The sequence below is a fragment of the Rhizobium sp. BK379 genome (assembly GCF_014193955.1).
Classification (GTDB): domain Bacteria; phylum Pseudomonadota; class Alphaproteobacteria; order Rhizobiales; family Rhizobiaceae; genus Rhizobium.
This window is the reverse complement of sequence record NZ_JACIAD010000008.1, coordinates 252,281-267,404: the sequence shown is the minus strand read 5'-3', so window position 1 is coordinate 267,404 and position 15,124 is coordinate 252,281. Positions and strand designations below refer to the sequence as shown.

14 protein-coding genes are annotated in these 15,124 nt (G+C 59.6%); 7 read left to right on the top strand and 7 right to left on the bottom strand.

Annotation, left to right across the window (positions count from 1 at the left end; translation table 11 throughout):
* Positions 1–25 precede the first annotated feature (25 nt).
* Positions 26–1,132: a TRAP transporter substrate-binding protein gene (locus FHT93_RS29370; protein ID WP_112544238.1), complete on the top strand. Its 1,107-nt coding sequence runs from the start codon at positions 26–28 to the stop codon at positions 1,130–1,132.
* 67 nt (positions 1,133–1,199) lie between these two features.
* Here the strand turns inward: FHT93_RS29370 and FHT93_RS29365 are convergent, their stop codons facing one another.
* Positions 1,200–2,690 (bottom strand): TRAP transporter large permease subunit, encoded by a 1,491-nt coding sequence (locus tag FHT93_RS29365; RefSeq protein ID WP_112968757.1) that lies wholly within the window; start codon positions 2,688–2,690, stop codon positions 1,200–1,202.
* Between the two features lie 21 nt (positions 2,691–2,711).
* Positions 2,712–3,251, bottom strand: coding sequence for a TRAP transporter small permease subunit (locus FHT93_RS29360; RefSeq protein WP_113211914.1), 540 nt, complete (start codon positions 3,249–3,251; stop codon positions 2,712–2,714).
* A gap of 317 nt (positions 3,252–3,568) precedes the next feature.
* Here FHT93_RS29360 and FHT93_RS29355 point away from each other — a divergent pair, with 317 nt between their 5' ends.
* The 6 genes from FHT93_RS29355 (at position 3,569) to FHT93_RS29330 (ending at position 10,211) form a co-directional block, all read left to right on the top strand.
* Positions 3,569–5,872 (top strand): EAL domain-containing protein, encoded by a 2,304-nt coding sequence (locus tag FHT93_RS29355; protein WP_112968758.1) that lies wholly within the window; start codon positions 3,569–3,571, stop codon positions 5,870–5,872.
* Positions 5,873–6,013: 141 nt separating this feature from the next.
* On the top strand, positions 6,014–6,766 hold the full coding sequence (locus FHT93_RS29350) for a hypothetical protein (RefSeq protein ID WP_183850754.1): 753 nt from the start codon (positions 6,014–6,016) through the stop codon (positions 6,764–6,766).
* A 162-nt stretch (positions 6,767–6,928) separates the two neighbouring features.
* On the top strand, positions 6,929–7,153 hold the full coding sequence (locus FHT93_RS29345) for an aa3-type cytochrome c oxidase subunit IV (protein WP_112544230.1): 225 nt from the start codon (positions 6,929–6,931) through the stop codon (positions 7,151–7,153).
* Between the two features lie 106 nt (positions 7,154–7,259).
* Positions 7,260–8,408 (top strand): Re/Si-specific NAD(P)(+) transhydrogenase subunit alpha, encoded by a 1,149-nt coding sequence (locus tag FHT93_RS29340; RefSeq protein ID WP_183850752.1) that lies wholly within the window; start codon positions 7,260–7,262, stop codon positions 8,406–8,408.
* A complete protein-coding gene (locus FHT93_RS29335; RefSeq protein ID WP_112544227.1) occupies positions 8,408–8,806 on the top strand; it encodes a proton-translocating transhydrogenase family protein in 399 nt (132 codons plus the stop codon). Before FHT93_RS29340 ends, FHT93_RS29335 begins: the two co-directional genes overlap by 1 nt.
* Before the next feature lie 10 nt (positions 8,807–8,816).
* Complete coding sequence (locus tag FHT93_RS29330) at positions 8,817–10,211, top strand: NAD(P)(+) transhydrogenase (Re/Si-specific) subunit beta (RefSeq protein WP_113211917.1); 1,395 nt, start codon at positions 8,817–8,819, stop codon at positions 10,209–10,211.
* A 46-nt stretch (positions 10,212–10,257) separates the two neighbouring features.
* Here the strand turns inward: FHT93_RS29330 and FHT93_RS29325 are convergent, their stop codons facing one another.
* The 5 genes from FHT93_RS29325 to rpsU form a co-directional block, all read right to left on the bottom strand.
* On the bottom strand, positions 10,258–10,740 hold the full coding sequence (locus tag FHT93_RS29325) for a DUF992 domain-containing protein (protein WP_112968761.1): 483 nt from the start codon (positions 10,738–10,740) through the stop codon (positions 10,258–10,260).
* Positions 10,741–10,802: 62 nt separating this feature from the next.
* Positions 10,803–12,446 (bottom strand): sensor histidine kinase, encoded by a 1,644-nt coding sequence (locus tag FHT93_RS29320; protein ID WP_112968762.1) that lies wholly within the window; start codon positions 12,444–12,446, stop codon positions 10,803–10,805.
* Between the two features lie 213 nt (positions 12,447–12,659).
* Positions 12,660–13,730, bottom strand: coding sequence for an FAD-binding oxidoreductase (locus tag FHT93_RS29315; RefSeq protein ID WP_183850750.1), 1,071 nt, complete (start codon positions 13,728–13,730; stop codon positions 12,660–12,662).
* A gap of 24 nt (positions 13,731–13,754) precedes the next feature.
* The gene (locus FHT93_RS29310) at positions 13,755–14,621 is read right to left on the bottom strand and encodes a tetratricopeptide repeat protein (protein ID WP_112544219.1); all 867 of its coding nucleotides are present in this window, start codon (positions 14,619–14,621) and stop codon (positions 13,755–13,757) included.
* A gap of 140 nt (positions 14,622–14,761) precedes the next feature.
* Positions 14,762–14,974, bottom strand: coding sequence for a 30S ribosomal protein S21 (gene rpsU, locus FHT93_RS29305; protein WP_003585885.1), 213 nt, complete (start codon positions 14,972–14,974; stop codon positions 14,762–14,764).
* Positions 14,975–15,124 lie beyond the last annotated feature (150 nt).

The following is a 15,124-nucleotide window of genomic DNA, read 5'->3' as shown; positions in this document are numbered from 1 at the left end:
GTGCCATCTATACGGGAGGTTTTTGATGGATCGTCGTTCATTTATGAAAAAGGCCGGAACAGCGAGCGCCGGTGCCGTTGCCGCAACAGCTTTGGCAGCCCCTGCAATTGCGCAGGAAAACCCGAAGATAGCCTGGCGCATGACCTCGTCGTTTCCGAAGAGCCTGGACACGATCTACGGCGGCGCCGACGATATCGCCAAGCATGTTGCCGCTGCCACCGACGGTAACTTTACGATCCAGCCCTTCGCAGCCGGTGAAATCGTGCCCGGCCTTCAGGCCGTTGATGCGGTGGCGGCTGGTACCGTCGAGGCAGCTCACACCACCTCCTATTATTTTGTCGGCAAGGACCCGACCTACGCTATCGGAACGGCTATCCCGTTCGGGCTGAACAGCCGCCTGACCAATGCCTGGTTCTACGAGGGCAACGGCACCACCCTGATGAACGAGTTTTATGCCACGCAGGGAATGTATGCCCTGCCGGCCGGCAATACCGGCGCGCAGATGGGTGGCTGGTTCCGCAAGGAAATCAATACGCTCGACGACCTCAAGGGCGTAAAGATGCGTATTGCCGGTCTCGCCGGTCGCGTCATGGAGAAGGTTGGCGTAATCCCGCAGCAGATCGCCGGCGGCGACATCTATCCGGCGCTGGAAAAGGGAACGATCGATGCAGCGGAATTCGTCGGCCCCTATGACGACCTGAAGCTCGGCTTCCACAAGGTGGCGAAGTACTACTACTATCCGGGCTGGTGGGAAGGCGGCCCGACGGTGCATGCCTTCTTCAATCTCGATAAATGGAGCAACCTGCCAAAGCACTATCAGGCAGCGCTCACAGACGCTTGCGCCTTCGCCAACACCAATATGCTGGCAAAATACGACACGAAGAACCCGGGCGCACTGAAGCAGCTTGTTGCCGAAGGCGCGACCTTGCGTCCGTTCAGCCAGGAGATCATGGAAGCCTGCTTCCAGGCCGCGACCGGCATCTACAGTGAAATCTCAGGCACGAACCAGTATTTCAAGAAGATCTACGATGATCAGACCGCCTTCAAGCGGGATGCCTATCTCTGGATGCAGCTCTCGGAATACACGTTCGATACGTTCATGATGATCCAGCAACGGGCCGGTAAAATCTAAGAGACTTTCTTTTTTCAGCGATATCAAAAAGATAGCCCCGGATGAAGATCCGGGGCTTTTGTTTTCCTTATTGTGCGGGGGGAGGCGGGGGCGCGCTCGGCAAGGCCGGCAAGGTCAGACCCGGAATCTGCGGGGAACCGCCGCCGCCTGGTGCTCCCAATGGCGGCAGGCCGAGCTGGCCGCCGAAGCCCGGGACTTCAATCTTGATCGAGTTCGGGTCGACCTTCGGGCCGTGGTCCAGCCAGTAGGTCACCGATTGCGGCCAGAAGATCACGATCGCCACCAGGATCAGCTGCATGCCGACCCAAGGGAGCGCGCCCATGTAGATATCCGAGGTCTTGACCTCGCGACCGGCGATCGAACGCAGATAGAAGAGCGCGAAGCCGAAAGGCGGGTGCATGAAGCTCGTCTGCATGTTGACGCAGATCAGCACGCCGAACCAGATCAGGTCGATGCCGAGATTGGAGGCGACGGGGGCGAGCATCGGGATGACGATGAAGGCGATCTCGAAGAAATCGAGGAAGAAGGCGAGCACGAAGATGAAGATGTTGACAAAGATCAGGAAGCCGACCGGGCCGCCTGGGATGCCCGATAGCATGTGCTCGATCCAGCGCGAACCATCCATGCCTTGGAAGACCAGGCTGAAACAGGTGGAGCCGATCAGGATCATCACCACCATGGAGGTGATGTGCGTGGTCGATGTCATCGCCTCGCGGATCAGCGGCCAGGTGAGGCGCCGGTTCATGGCCGCGAGCGCCATGGCGCCGACGACGCCGAGCGCGCCGGCCTCCGTTGGCGTCGCAAGGCCCATGAAGATCGTGCCGAGAACCAGGAAGATCAGCACGATCGAAGGCACCATGCCCATCAGGACCTTCATGAGCAGCGCCCAGTTGAAATCGCCACGCACCTCCTTTGGCAGCGGCGGCATCGATTTCGGTCGAACGATCGACAGCACGAGAATGAAGAGGACGAAGATCGCCACCTGCAGGATCGAGGGGCCGATCGCGCCGCGATACATGTCGCCAACCGATTTGCCGAGCTGGTCGGCGAGAACGACAAGGACCAGCGAGGGCGGGATCACCTGGGTGATCGTGCCGGAGGCGGCGATGACGCCGGTGGCAAGGCGCGGGTTGTAGCCGTAGCGCAGCATGATCGGCAGCGAAATCACGCCCATGGTGATGACCGAGGCGGCAACCGTGCCGGTGATAGCGCCAAGCACGGCGCCGACAAGGATGACAGCATAGGCCAGGCCACCGGGGACGCCACCGAAGAGCTTGCCGGTACCTTCAAGCAGATCTTCGGCCAGCCCACAACGCTCCAGCACCGCGCCCATGAAGGTGAAAAAGGGAATGGCAAGCAAGAGATCGTTGGAGACGATGCCGAAGAAGCGCAGCGGCAGGGCCTGCAGCAGGGCCTCGTCGAAATGGCCGGTGACGATGCCGATGATGCCGAAAAACAGGCCGACGGCGGCCAGCGAAAAGGCGACCGGAAAGCCGTAGAGCATGAAAATGACCATGCCCAGGAACATGGCCGGCGGAATGATGCCGAAATCAAACAAATCTGTTCCTCCAGGCGCGCGTTACTGCAGCGGCTTTTCGTATTTCGTATCGATGCTGATATGGCCGGTAACGGCTGCGATCCGCTTGATCAGCTCCGAAACGCCCTGAAGGGAGAGCAGCGCGAAACCGGCGACAAGAACGAGCTTGACGGGCCAGCGGATCAGTCCGCCAGCGTTGCCCGATATTTCCCCCTGCCGGTAGGAAAGCGCAAAGAAGGGCCACGAGACCCAGGTGAGGAAGATGCAGACGGGAATGAGGAAGAGGATGAGACCAACGATGTCGATCCAGATCTTCCCTCTTTCGGAAACCGACCCATAGATCAAATCGACGCGGACATGCTCGTTGTTGCGCAGCGCATGCGAGGCACCGAGTACCACGACGAAGGCGAAGAGATACCACTGGATCTCGAGCCAACCGTTCGAGCTATAGTTGAATGCATAACGTACAATCGCATTGCCGGCGCTGATCAGGCAGCAGAGAAGCACCATGTATTCTGATAGTTTTCCAAAGAATTCACTGATCGAGTCGATCAGCCGGCTGACGGCCAGGAATACCGACATTCGCCTCCCCTTATTGTCTTGCCGTTTTCGGCAGTTCTCCCCTTCAATCGGTGTAAACCAGGGTTTTTGAAATTGGAAGGATAAATGGCCCGCCTTGGAGTATAGTCTTATGCGGCCAGCACCGGTGATGCCGATGAAAATTCCGGCAACTCAGGCTTGGATATATTTTTCAAAATCCTCGCCGTAAAGCTGCAATATCGCGCCATGGATGAGTAGTTCATCCTATGGTTTTAGAAAAATTGACCAAATGTTTGAACCGTTTGAAATCAATTTTTAAAGGGTTCGGTTTACATTTCCCGCGCACAGGGAAAGTATGGATGAAGCCACATAACCCGAATAGGGTCCCTAAGGATGTGTATCTGTCGTTTGTGAATTCCCTGTCCGGGAATCGCATGACGCTTCTGGCTGGCGTCATCGTACACTCCGCCACTTTCCTGGCTGTCGCCGCCAAGACCGAGTCTCCCGTCTATATATTCCTGGCTGTTGCCGTCATCGTGGTATTCTGCGCCCGCATGGCGATTTTCCGCCTCTTCGACAAGGTGGACAAGGAGAAGCTCTCTTTTGCCGAGATCGAGCGCTGGGAGAAGATTCTCGTGGTCGGCGCGGCCGGCATCACCACGCTTCTCGGCATCGGCAGCGGGTATGCCATCTTTTTCACGCGTGATTCCTTTGCCGAGCTCGCCTGCATTGCAGTGACCATGGCGACGATGGTTTCGGTCGTCGGCCGCAACTATGGCTCACGCATGGCGGTCGACCTGCAGACCTTCTCCTGCTGCCTGCCGATGATCATCTGCAGCGTGATGACGCTCGATTTCTACCGCGGCATCCTTTCGGTCTTCCTCATTCCGTTCTGGCTGACGACGCGGGCCATGGCCACCGGCGTGCGCGAGTTCCTCTATGAGAACGTGATCGCACGTCGCGAGATCGCCTCGATCGCCGAGCGCTTTGATACGGCGCTGAATAATATGCCGCACGGCCTCGTCATGGTCGATGAAGAGAACCGGATCCAGGTCATCAATCGCAAGGCCTGCGAACTGTTGAAAATTGGCGCACCCGACCGACTGAAAGATCGCGATCTCGGCGCTGTGTTGCGTTATGGCGCGCGGTACAGCTTCATGGACGCTTCGCAGCCGGAGCTTATCCTGCGGCAACTGACACAGGTGGCCGAAGGCAGCCTTTCGCGTACGCTCATCCATTTCCCCGAGGGACTGTCGCTGGAATTCTCGGCAAGCCGGCGCGCAGATGGTGGCGCGGTATTGATCTTCGAAGACGTTTCGAGCCGTGTGAAGGCCGAGCAGAAGATCCTGCACATGGTGCGCTTCGACGCCCTGACCGGCCTGCCGAACCGCGAGCATTTCGGTCACCTTGTGCAGGACTATCTGGCGAGACATTCGAAGAAACGCGGTCCTGTCGGCTTCATGATCCTCGATATCGACGAGTTCAAGCATGTCAACGACATGCGGGGTCACGTAACCGGCGACCATCTGCTCTGCGCCATCGCCATGCGCGTCAAGGAGATGGCCGGCAACGCCATCGTCGGCCGCCTGATGGGCGACCAATTCATCCTCTTCTTCCCGCATGCGCGTGACCGACAGATGCTGGACGCCGACATCCGCAAGCTGCATGCGACGATCCAGGGGCAATATGAAGTTGACGAAGTAACCTTCCTCGTCTCGCTCAGTGCCGGGTACGCCGTCCTCGAGAGCGACGCCTTTGCCATGGACGAATGGAGCGTCAAAGCCGACCTTGCGCTGTTCGAAAGCAAGTCGCGCTTCAAGGGCGGCATTACCGGTTTCGAGCGCGAAATGGATGGCCGCTATATCGAGCAGCAGAAGCTCAAGGCGGACCTGCGTGAGGCGGTGGCCGCAAATTCGCTACACCTCGTCTTCCAGCCGATGTTCAGGGCTGATGGCCTGCGCATCGAATGCGCTGAAGCACTCGCTCGCTGGGTACATCCGGAAAAGGGCTCCATTCCGCCCGACGTCTTCATCCGCCTCGCCGAAGAGATGGGCATCATCTCGCAGATTACGCGCTTCGTGCTCTTCAAGGCCTGCGAAGAATGCATGAGCTGGCCGGATCATATTTCCGTTTCGGTCAATCTTTCAGCACGCGACCTGCGCGACGCGGACATCCTGTCGGTTGTTTCGGACGCGTTGGCGCATTCCGGTCTGGAGGCATCACGCCTGCATCTGGAAATTACCGAAAGCAGCCTGATCGACGAGCCGGCGGTGGTGCGCGCGATCCTCGCTGAACTGCGCAGCCGCGACATCACCATCGCCATCGACGATTTCGGTACCGGCTTCTCCAGCCTCAGCTATCTCGACACGCTGCCGCTCGACATCGTCAAGATCGATCGCTCCTTCGTGCGTAACATCGTCGAAGATACGCGTCGCCTGAAACTGTTGCGCGGCACGGTCCACCTTGCCCGCGAGCTCGGTCTCAAGATCGTTGTCGAGGGTGTCGAAACGCCGGAGCAGCTGGCGCTTCTCAACAAGCACCGCAGCACGGATCTCATTCAGGGTTACGTCTTCTCCCCGCCGGTCCCCTCGAAGGAAATCGGCATCCTCTCCCAGGCTCTCAACCGCCGCACGGCACCGCGTCGCCGCACCAAGGTCGCCTGATCCGCCGCTACCTGTCGGTGTGACCGGGGGCATAGTCGCGGCCGTTAACCTTAATAATTCAAATACGTCCAAAATTTTCTTCAAATCTTGCGCTTTATCGAGCGAGGTATGATTAATGACCCGTTAACAACGGGGTCCATCATGTCGTCTGTCCCTTTGAGTACGAGTGACTTTTCGAAGAAGGTTCTCGAAATTCTTGATAATGTCGAATATCGCCGCGTCGAAAGCACCGAGGACATGGAGGATGTCGAGAGGCTGCGTTACAAGGCCTACAAGGCGCACGACACGCTTGCCCTGGCACCGAAGGGACTGCTCGACGACACCGATTTCGACAGCCATGCCTATGTTTTCGGGCTCTATTATTACGGCGAGCTGGTCAGTACGATCCGCATCCACCATGTGACGCCTGAGCATCGCGTCAGTCAGTCGGCCGGCGCCTTTCCAGAAGCGATCGACGCGTTGCTGGATGCCGGTCTCAGCCTGATCGATCCGGCGCGTTTTGCTGCTGATCCGGAGCTGACGGCCGATCTGACCTGGATCCCATACCTGACGCTGCGACCGAGCATTGTCGCCGCGGCGCATTTCCGTGCGCACCGGGTGCTGCAGTTCGTTCGTCCTCCGCATGCGGCCTTCTACAAGCGTGTCTTTTACGCCGACACCGTCGTGCCGGGCCAGAGGGCCAAGAATTACGGGATCGATATGACGCTGATGGCGACCAATGTCATCGAGGTCGGCCGCAAGCTTCTCACGCGTTATCCGTTCTTCATTTCCAGCGCCAGCGAGCAGCGGATGATGTTCGCGCGCGGCCCGGAAAACACGCTGCCTTCTCTCACTATCGTCCCGACCGCGCGCTTCGTACCGGAAGGCCAGCTTGGAACTGACCTGCCGCTTTGATTCCTGAAGGGAGCGCCTTTTCCGCCTCCGGCGAAGGCGTTCCTGCGGCATTCTCATGCATTGCGCTTTCGCCCGTCATTGTGTAATCCCTGCGGAGAGGGATTTGCCTCGCTGACGCGGGGGAATCAGGCAGCGCTAAGGCATTTCAGGGAGACGATATTCATGGCCGAACATCATACCGGACCGGTCGAGACCGGCGCGCCGATGGACTACAAGGAACATGAAAAGACGTACGACATGTTCATTGCCGGCACGAAATACGGCACGATGTTTCTGATCGCCCTGATGCTTGCCATGACTGCCGGTTTCTTCGGCGGTGCCGGTTTCCTCGGCGGCATCCTCGTCTTCCTCATCATCCTCGTCGCCGGCATCTTCCTGCTCCGCTAAACGCGGCCCGCGGGAAGGCCCGGTCTTCCGAATTTTGTGATGTAGATGCTTGGCCCGTGCAGGCAAGCAGCCTGCCACGGCCCAGCTGACCCGGAGGAGGGGGCAGTTGGCCAATATCGTTTTCGTAGCCAAGGAAATCACGGGCGATGAGACGCGCGTTGCGGCGTCCGTCGAAACCGTGAAAAAGATAAAGGCGCTCGGCTTCGATGTCATCGTCGAAGCGGGCGCCGGGGCGCTTTCGCGCATTCCGGACAGTGAATTCGAGGCCGTCGGCGCCGCAACCGGCACGTTTGCGGATGCAGCGTCCGCCGATGTAATCCTCAAGGTTCGCCGGCCGAGCGAAAGCGAGATCGCCGGCTATAAGACCGGCGCTGTCGTCATTGCCATCATGGATCCCTATGGCAATGACGAGGCGGTCGCCGCGATGGCGCGGGCAGGTCTTTCCACCTTCGCCATGGAGCTGATGCCGCGCATTACGCGTGCGCAGTCGATGGACGCGCTGTCATCGCAGGCAAATCTTGCAGGTTATCAAGCGGTTATCGAGGCAGCCGTCGTTTACGACCGCGCCATGCCAATGATGATGACGGCAGCGGGTACTATTCCTGCCGCCAAGGTTTTCGTGATGGGTGCAGGCGTTGCCGGCCTCCAGGCGATTGCGACGGCGCGCCGTCTCGGTGCCGCCGTTTCGGCAACCGACGTTCGCCCCGCGGCAAAGGAACAGGTTGCATCTCTTGGCGCGAAGTTCATCGCCGTCGAGGATGACGAGTTCAAGGCGGCAGAAACGGCTGGCGGCTATGCCAAGGAAATGTCGGCCGACTATCAGGCCAGGCAGGCGGCACTCGTGGCCGAGCACATCGCCAAGCAGGACATTGTCATTACCACGGCTCTCATTCCCGGGCGTCCGGCGCCGCGGCTCGTTTCGCGCGCGATGCTCGCTTCGATGAAGCCCGGTGCAGTTGCCGTCGATCTTGCGGTCGAGCGTGGAGGCAATATTGAAGGCGTGGTTACAGGACAGGTCGCCGATGTCGAAGGTGTGAAGGTGATCGGCTTTCCGAACATGGCGGGCCGTGTGGCGGCCAGCGCCTCAGCGCTCTACGCCAAGAACCTCGTCACTTTCCTGGAGACGATGGTGAACAAGGAAACGAAATCGGTTGTGCTCAACCTCGAGGACGAGCTCATCAAGGCGACGATGCTGACCTATGCGGGGGATGTCGTGCATCCGGCATTCGGCGGCGCCAAGAAGGGGGATAACTGATGGCCAGTGAAGCAATGGACAAGGCTCTGGAGCAGCTCGACCAGGCCGTTACCGCGGTCATCACCGCCGCTGCCCAGGCGCCGGAAGCGGCAAGTGCTGCCACTGGCGGGGCGATCGATCCTTTCGTCTTCCAGTTCGCGATCTTCGTATTGTCGATCTTCGTCGGCTACTATGTCGTCTGGTCGGTCACGCCCGCGCTGCATACGCCGCTGATGGCCGTCACCAACGCGATCTCCTCGGTCATCGTCGTCGGGGCTCTGCTTGCCGTCGGCATCTCGAGCAGCGGGCTTGCCACCGGCTTCGGTTTCGTGGCGCTCGTGCTTGTCTCTGTGAATATCTTCGGCGGCTTCCTCGTCACGCAGCGCATGCTGGCGATGTACCGCAAGAAGGACAAGTGAGGCCGCACGAATGACCAATATCGCAGCCTTCCTCTATCTTGTCTCCGGCGTCCTGTTCATCCTGGCGCTTCGTGGGCTCTCGCATCCTGCCACCAGCCGCAAGGGCAATCTCTACGGCATGATCGGCATGGGGATCGCCATCCTCACGACGCTGGTGCTGGCGACGCCGAATTTTGGCGGCTTCGTGCTCATCATTCTCGGCCTTGCCATCGGCGGCAGCGCTGGTGCCTATATCGCCCGCACCATTGCGATGACCTCGATGCCGCAGCTTGTTGCCGGTTTCCACTCGCTGGTAGGCCTCGCGGCGGTTCTTGTCGCCGCATCAGCCCTCTATACGCCGGGCTCTTTCGGCATTGGCGAGATTGGCCAGATCCACACTGAAGCCCGTATCGAAATGGCGATCGGCGTGGCGATTGGTGCGCTGACCTTCACCGGCTCGATCATCGCCTTCCTGAAACTCGACGGGCGCATGTCCGGCAAGCCGATCCTGCTACCCTTCCGTCATGTGATCAACATCGCTCTGCTTGCCCTGATCGTGCTCTTCATCGTCGGGCTGGCGGTAACGGAAAGCCATTTCGATTTCTGGGCCGTCGTCGCCTTGTCGCTGGCTCTCGGCGTGCTGCTCATCGTGCCGATCGGTGGCGCCGACATGCCGGTTGTCGTTTCCATGCTCAACTCTTACTCGGGCTGGGCTGCTGCCGGCATCGGCTTCACGCTCGGCAATCTGGCGCTGATCATCACCGGCGCACTGGTCGGTTCTTCGGGCGCGATCCTGTCCTACATCATGTGCAAGGGCATGAATCGCTCTTTCATCTCCGTGATCCTGGGCGGTTTTGGTGGGGAGACGGGCGGCAATGCGACAGATAATTCGGACAAGACCGTCAAGCTCGGCTCGGCGGAGGACGCTGCCTACCTGATGGCGAACGCTTCCAAGGTCATCATCGTGCCGGGCTATGGCATGGCGGTGGCGCAGGCGCAGCATGCATTGCGCGAGCTGGTCGACAATCTCAAGAAAAACGGCGTGGAAGTGAAATACGCGATCCATCCGGTCGCAGGCCGTATGCCTGGCCATATGAACGTGCTGCTCGCGGAAGCCAATGTGCCTTATGACGAGGTGTTCGAGCTTGAGGATATCAACTCGGAATTCGCCCAGGCTGACGTTGCCTATGTCATCGGCGCCAATGACGTCACCAATCCGGCCGCGCGTGACGACAAGACCTCGCCGATCTACGGGATGCCGATCCTTGACGTCGACAAGGCCAAGACCTGCCTCTTCGTCAAACGCTCGCTCGGCTCGGGTTACGCCGGCATCGACAACACGCTGTTCTACAAGGACGGCACGATGATGCTGCTTGGGGACGCCAAGAAGGTGACCGAAGAGATCAACAAGGCAATCGCGCACTGACCGAGGAGCCCGCTTTCGCGGGCTTTTCTCCTATTGTTGCAAACCGTCAGATTTCGCCCGGTACAAGCGTCATCTTCTCGACGCCGACGGCGAGATTGAGACCTTCCTGGGCCTGCACATTGAGCGGCTGCAGCATGAAGGCCTTGTTCGTGCCGCCGGCAATGACCTTGGCACCTCCGCCGGCACCGAGGCTGGCGTCTGCGCCGATACCGTAGTATTCGCCGGCGAGCGCGAAATCCGGGATATTGGTGCCGGTCTTTGCGAGCACCTGCCAGATCATTACGCTCTTGCCGGTCTGGCCAATATCGATGCCGAATTTCTCGATCTTGCCGGCATAGACTGCCTTAGGGCCGCCCGAAGCAGGCGTATAGGTGCAGATCAGATTCTTCTCGGATGTGACGATCAGTCCCTGGCCGCCATCCGATCCGCAGACGAGCCGACCAAGCGAAATATAGTCGGCTGCTGCGGCCGAACTGGCCCAGGCTGCGGCCGAAACGATTGCCGCAGCAATCACGGTTTGCTTGAACATGGTCCTTCTCCTTTCGAATGACCTGTTCGAAACGGGTGGTTGCAGTGATTGTTCCGGCTGCGCTAGTCGCGCTCCATCGTCCCACGCTGGGCTGTTAGGGTCCAGACGAGACCCTCGGGACGGAAGTCGACATCGACCTTGCCCCGGAAAGCGGAAGCAGCATGTGCCTTGATGACGGTCGTGCCGAAACCGGTGCGCGCCGGCGGTTTGACCGGCGGCCCGCCACTTTCAGTCCAGGTGAAGCGCAGCATATTGTCCTCTGCCGGCTGCCATTCGAAGCGTACGCGACCCTGTGGCACGGAGAGCGCTCCGTATTTTACCGAATTGGTGGCGAGTTCATGCAGCGCGAGGCCGAGGTTCTGCACGGCATCGGGTTTGAGGATAAAATCTTTGCCCTCGATCTCCACCTGCTCGCGGGCCTGGGGAAAAGCCTGGAGATGAATATCGATGACGCGATGCAGCAAGACGCCGGACCACTGTTCGCCTGTCAGAAGCTCAATCGAGCGGACGAGCCCTTCGAGGCGATGGGCGACGGCCAGGCGAAATGTCTCGACGCTGTCTGCCTGCTTGGAGAGCTGTCGCATCATGGCGAGAACGAGCGTCAGCAGGTTCTTTGTGCGATGGACCAGCTCATGCATGACGAAGCGCAGCCGGTCCTCGCTCTGACTGCGGTCGAAAGAGGCATTGGACAATGCAATGGCCACCTGGTTGGCCTCGATGACACTGGTTTCGACCGGCGAAACGATGTGACCTTCGCCAAGCCGGTTCGCCATGTCGGCAATTTCACGGATCGTGGAGCGGACCTGCCGGGCAACGGCATAGGTGGCAAGCACGGCGACGAGCAGCAGCACAAGGCCACCGATCAGAAGGAAGCGCCAGGTGCTGAGGATCGGTGCCTGTGCGGTGGCAATCGGCCCCCATACCACCGTCTTCCAGGACCAGCCGGGAATTTGCGCATAGCCCAACAGGGCATGCGGAAGAATATCGCTGTCTTCAAATACGCCGCTGGATGCGACGAGCGAGGGCAGAATGCGCGGGTCGAAGGGTTCGCCAGGCTGCAGATTGGCAGGGCCTCGGCTCGCTACCACATGGCCTCCCTGATCGATGACCGCCGCCGACCAGCCGGAGGCAAGGCCCTCTGTCGTGACGAGTCTTGCGAGGTCGTTGGCATTCTGGGTGATGATCAATGCGGAGACGGGATCGTCATCGCGCGGCAGGGTGACGTTATAGACCCACATGCCGCTCGTTGCGCCCATGAAGACGTCGGAGGCTTCGATCCGCCCGGACTTCATCGCGGCCTCCAAAGCCGCGATGTTCGTCGTCTTGCCGAGCGGCGTGCCAAAGGCGCGACGGGTATTCAGAAATTGCTGCCCGGTCCTGTCGACGGCAATCACATAAAGCGTATCGCCGCGCAGCGCGGTTTCCGTGCGATTGTAGAAAGATTCATAGTCGCCGCTTTCCAGCTCCGGCGAGGAGGACAGCAGCCGCAATGTCGTTGCCATATCCTGAAGCTGGCGGTCGATGGTGCGTGAGAGGGCGAGCGCATCCTGTGCGGTTTCACGCTTGAGCGTAGATCGCTGGTTGTCCTCCAGCTGCATGAGAAGAAGGGCAACGAAAGCGAAGATCGGCAAGGCGATCGCCACTGCCATGGCGATGAGATATGTCCCGATCGAAGCTTTCGGAAAAAGACGTGTGGCGAACCTCATCGATGTCGCCCCCGAACTGCCGGGGTGGGATGCTGGGGAAGCTCGGTTTCGCAGAGTCCAACGAAAGCAAGAATCTGCATCGCTCGCAAACGCCCCTTACATCCGTACCGCCCAATAGCCTGCCATCAAAGCACGGTCATGTTAGGGGGCGGGGCATTTGGTTGCAACCTACTAAAATAGTCAGGTGCAAAATCGTCAATATTTAATGAACTGCTACCGGTCGGCGAAGCGTTGCAATCGGAAGGGCAGAAGGCTTTCGTCATTCTTGCCTGACAGAAGCTCGTCGGCGGCAAGCAGGCCGACAAGCGGAGCAAGCGTGACGCCGGAATGCATCACCGTTACATAGAGACCCGGCAAGCCAGTATTGCCGATGATGGGAAAACCATCGGCAGGAGTCGGGCGAAAACCGACCGTGAAGAAATCGAGCTTCAGATCGGCATTGTCCAAGATCGTCGCTTTCACGCGTGCAAAGAGTTCCGCTGCACTTGCCCGATGATCTTCACCCGGATCGCCGCCACCGAAATCCGAGCCAGCGATGATGCGGCCTTCCGCCGTCTGGCGCATATGCAGACGGGGTGTCATGACGAGACCGTTCAAGCGTTTGGAGACAGGACGGGAGTGTACGATCAGACCGGCGGGTGCTGACAGCGGCAACGTTATTCCTGCCGAGGCGGCGATCGGAACTGCGCCTGCCCCTGCGGCCAGTACGACATGATCGGCTTCGAGCATGCCTTCCGAGGTGACAAGTCCGACGATTCGCCCAGCACTTTGGAGCAGGCCGTTGACCGTGGCATGAACGAACGTCGCGCCATGCGCTTTGGCATCCGCGAGCAGCAAACGTGCTGCGGCAACAGGCTCCACCGCGCCTTCTTCTGCAACATGGAGGGCGAAATCAGGATATTCGCCAAGGCCGGGTTCGATCAGCGTGCTTTCTTGCCGGTTCAGCCGGCTGATACCGTAGCCCCAACGGCCGTGTTCGTCGGCATAGGCTTCGAGATCGGCTGCGGGCATATCCCAGCAGAGACCGCCGCACCACGCAAGCGGCAGGCCGGGCAGTTCCCGCGCCAGCCGCTTCCACTCGGCCATCGCGCGGCGGCGAAAGTGGAAATAGAATTCGGGATTACCCCAGCTTGCATTGATCCATGCAAAGGAACAGGGCGTTGCCACGCCGCCAAGCTCCTCGCCGACGACGGTGACCGTTGCACCCTTGCGTGTGAGATGCCAGGCAATGGAGGCGCCAATTATGCCTGCGCCGACGACGATCACATGCGGTTTCGCCGTCATCGTCGCCCTCCCTTTTCGAGTCCGTTAGCCGGTCGTGCCGCCGACGCGGGCAAGTCCGTCCCTTGCCGGCTGATATTTCGGATCGAGACCGACAGCGTGGCGATAGGAGCGGATTGCCTTGTCCTTTTCGCCACGGCGCTCATAGACGAGAGCCTGGTTTGCCCAGGATTCGGCAAGATTGCCGTTGAGCTCGATCGCGTGGTTGAAGTCGGCGAATGCGTTGTCGTTGTCGTTCAGCGCGATATAGGAAATGCCGCGGCCATTATAGGGCTCGGGCGAGTTCGGCGAGAGCGAGATCGCCTTCGAGAAGTCGTCGATCGCCTTGTCCTGCTGATTACGCTTCTGGTAGATCAGACCGCGATTGTGATAGGCGCGGCCGTCGGTCGTGCCGAGCTGAATCGCTTTTGAGAAATCATTGAAGGCCTGATCGTCCTGGCCGGCCATGCGATAGACGTTGCCGCGACCGATATAGGCGACGTCATAGCTCGGATTGATCTGCAGGGCGGCATTGTAGTCGGCGATCGCCTGCGGCTGCTGACCCATGTTGCGGTACACCAGCGCGCGGTTGGCATAGGCCTGGAAGAAGCGCGGGTTGATCTGCAGCGCGGTGTTGAAGTCGTCGAGCGCCTTGCGGAATTCGCCGGCGCGACCATAGGCGGAACCGCGAACATTGTAGCCTTCCGGATCGCGCGGATTGGCGTTGATGACGGCCGTGAGCGACGCAATGTTTTCCTGTGAGCCCTGCGCCTTGTCGATGCGGATCACAGCATCCGACGTGTTGGTCGTTTCGCAACCGGCAAGGCCGAGCGCCGCGGCAAGTGCCAGCGAGGCAAATACGGCCGATTTCTGCGAACGCGACGAGCGGGACGGATAGAAGTTTATGACAGCCATTCGGGCTCGCTTTCCCCCATGCACCATATCCGGCAAAACGGATATGCAATCTTCAGCAGCAAATTAAAAAAGGCGGCGGCGAAACCTATCGCCCCCGCCACACATGCATCTGAAAACGTCGAAAAAACGACGGCACCGCCTTAGCGTGCAACCAGACCTTCGCGCTGAGCGCGCTTGCGGGCCAGCTTGCGAACACGACGAACAGCCTCGGCCTTTTCGCGAGCACGCTTCTGCGACGGCTTTTCGTAGTAGTCGCGCATCTTCATTTCGCGAAAAATGCCTTCGCGCTGCATCTTCTTCTTGAGAGCGCGGAGAGCCTGGTCAACATTGTTATCGCGGACAAGTACCTGCACGAGAATCACGTTCCTTTGGTTTGGTTGATGCCGAAAGGCGGCGCAGCGCCTGGGGCAAAAAAATAACGTTCGCGCGGCCGCGGCCTTGCGATTGGTGTTGCGGGATATCAGATCGACGGAATGAAGTCCAGACGGGATATGCGCCCGCGC

Coding starts and splice junctions, on each gene's coding strand:
- FHT93_RS29320 (WP_112968762.1), bottom strand. CDS start 12,446: ATGAGGTTCGCCACACGTCTTTTTCCGAAAGCTTCGATCGGGACATAT.
- FHT93_RS29345 (WP_112544230.1), top strand. CDS start 6,929: ATGGCCGAACATCATACCGGACCGGTCGAGACCGGCGCGCCGATGGAC.
- FHT93_RS29360 (WP_113211914.1), bottom strand. CDS start 3,251: ATGTCGGTATTCCTGGCCGTCAGCCGGCTGATCGACTCGATCAGTGAA.
- FHT93_RS29370 (WP_112544238.1), top strand. CDS start 26: ATGGATCGTCGTTCATTTATGAAAAAGGCCGGAACAGCGAGCGCCGGT.
- FHT93_RS29325 (WP_112968761.1), bottom strand. CDS start 10,740: ATGTTCAAGCAAACCGTGATTGCTGCGGCAATCGTTTCGGCCGCAGCC.
- FHT93_RS29350 (WP_183850754.1), top strand. CDS start 6,014: ATGTCGTCTGTCCCTTTGAGTACGAGTGACTTTTCGAAGAAGGTTCTC.
- FHT93_RS29310 (WP_112544219.1), bottom strand. CDS start 14,621: ATGGCTGTCATAAACTTCTATCCGTCCCGCTCGTCGCGTTCGCAGAAA.
- FHT93_RS29335 (WP_112544227.1), top strand. CDS start 8,408: ATGGCCAGTGAAGCAATGGACAAGGCTCTGGAGCAGCTCGACCAGGCC.
- FHT93_RS29315 (WP_183850750.1), bottom strand. CDS start 13,730: ATGACGGCGAAACCGCATGTGATCGTCGTCGGCGCAGGCATAATTGGC.
- FHT93_RS29355 (WP_112968758.1), top strand. CDS start 3,569: ATGAAGCCACATAACCCGAATAGGGTCCCTAAGGATGTGTATCTGTCG.
- FHT93_RS29330 (WP_113211917.1), top strand. CDS start 8,817: ATGACCAATATCGCAGCCTTCCTCTATCTTGTCTCCGGCGTCCTGTTC.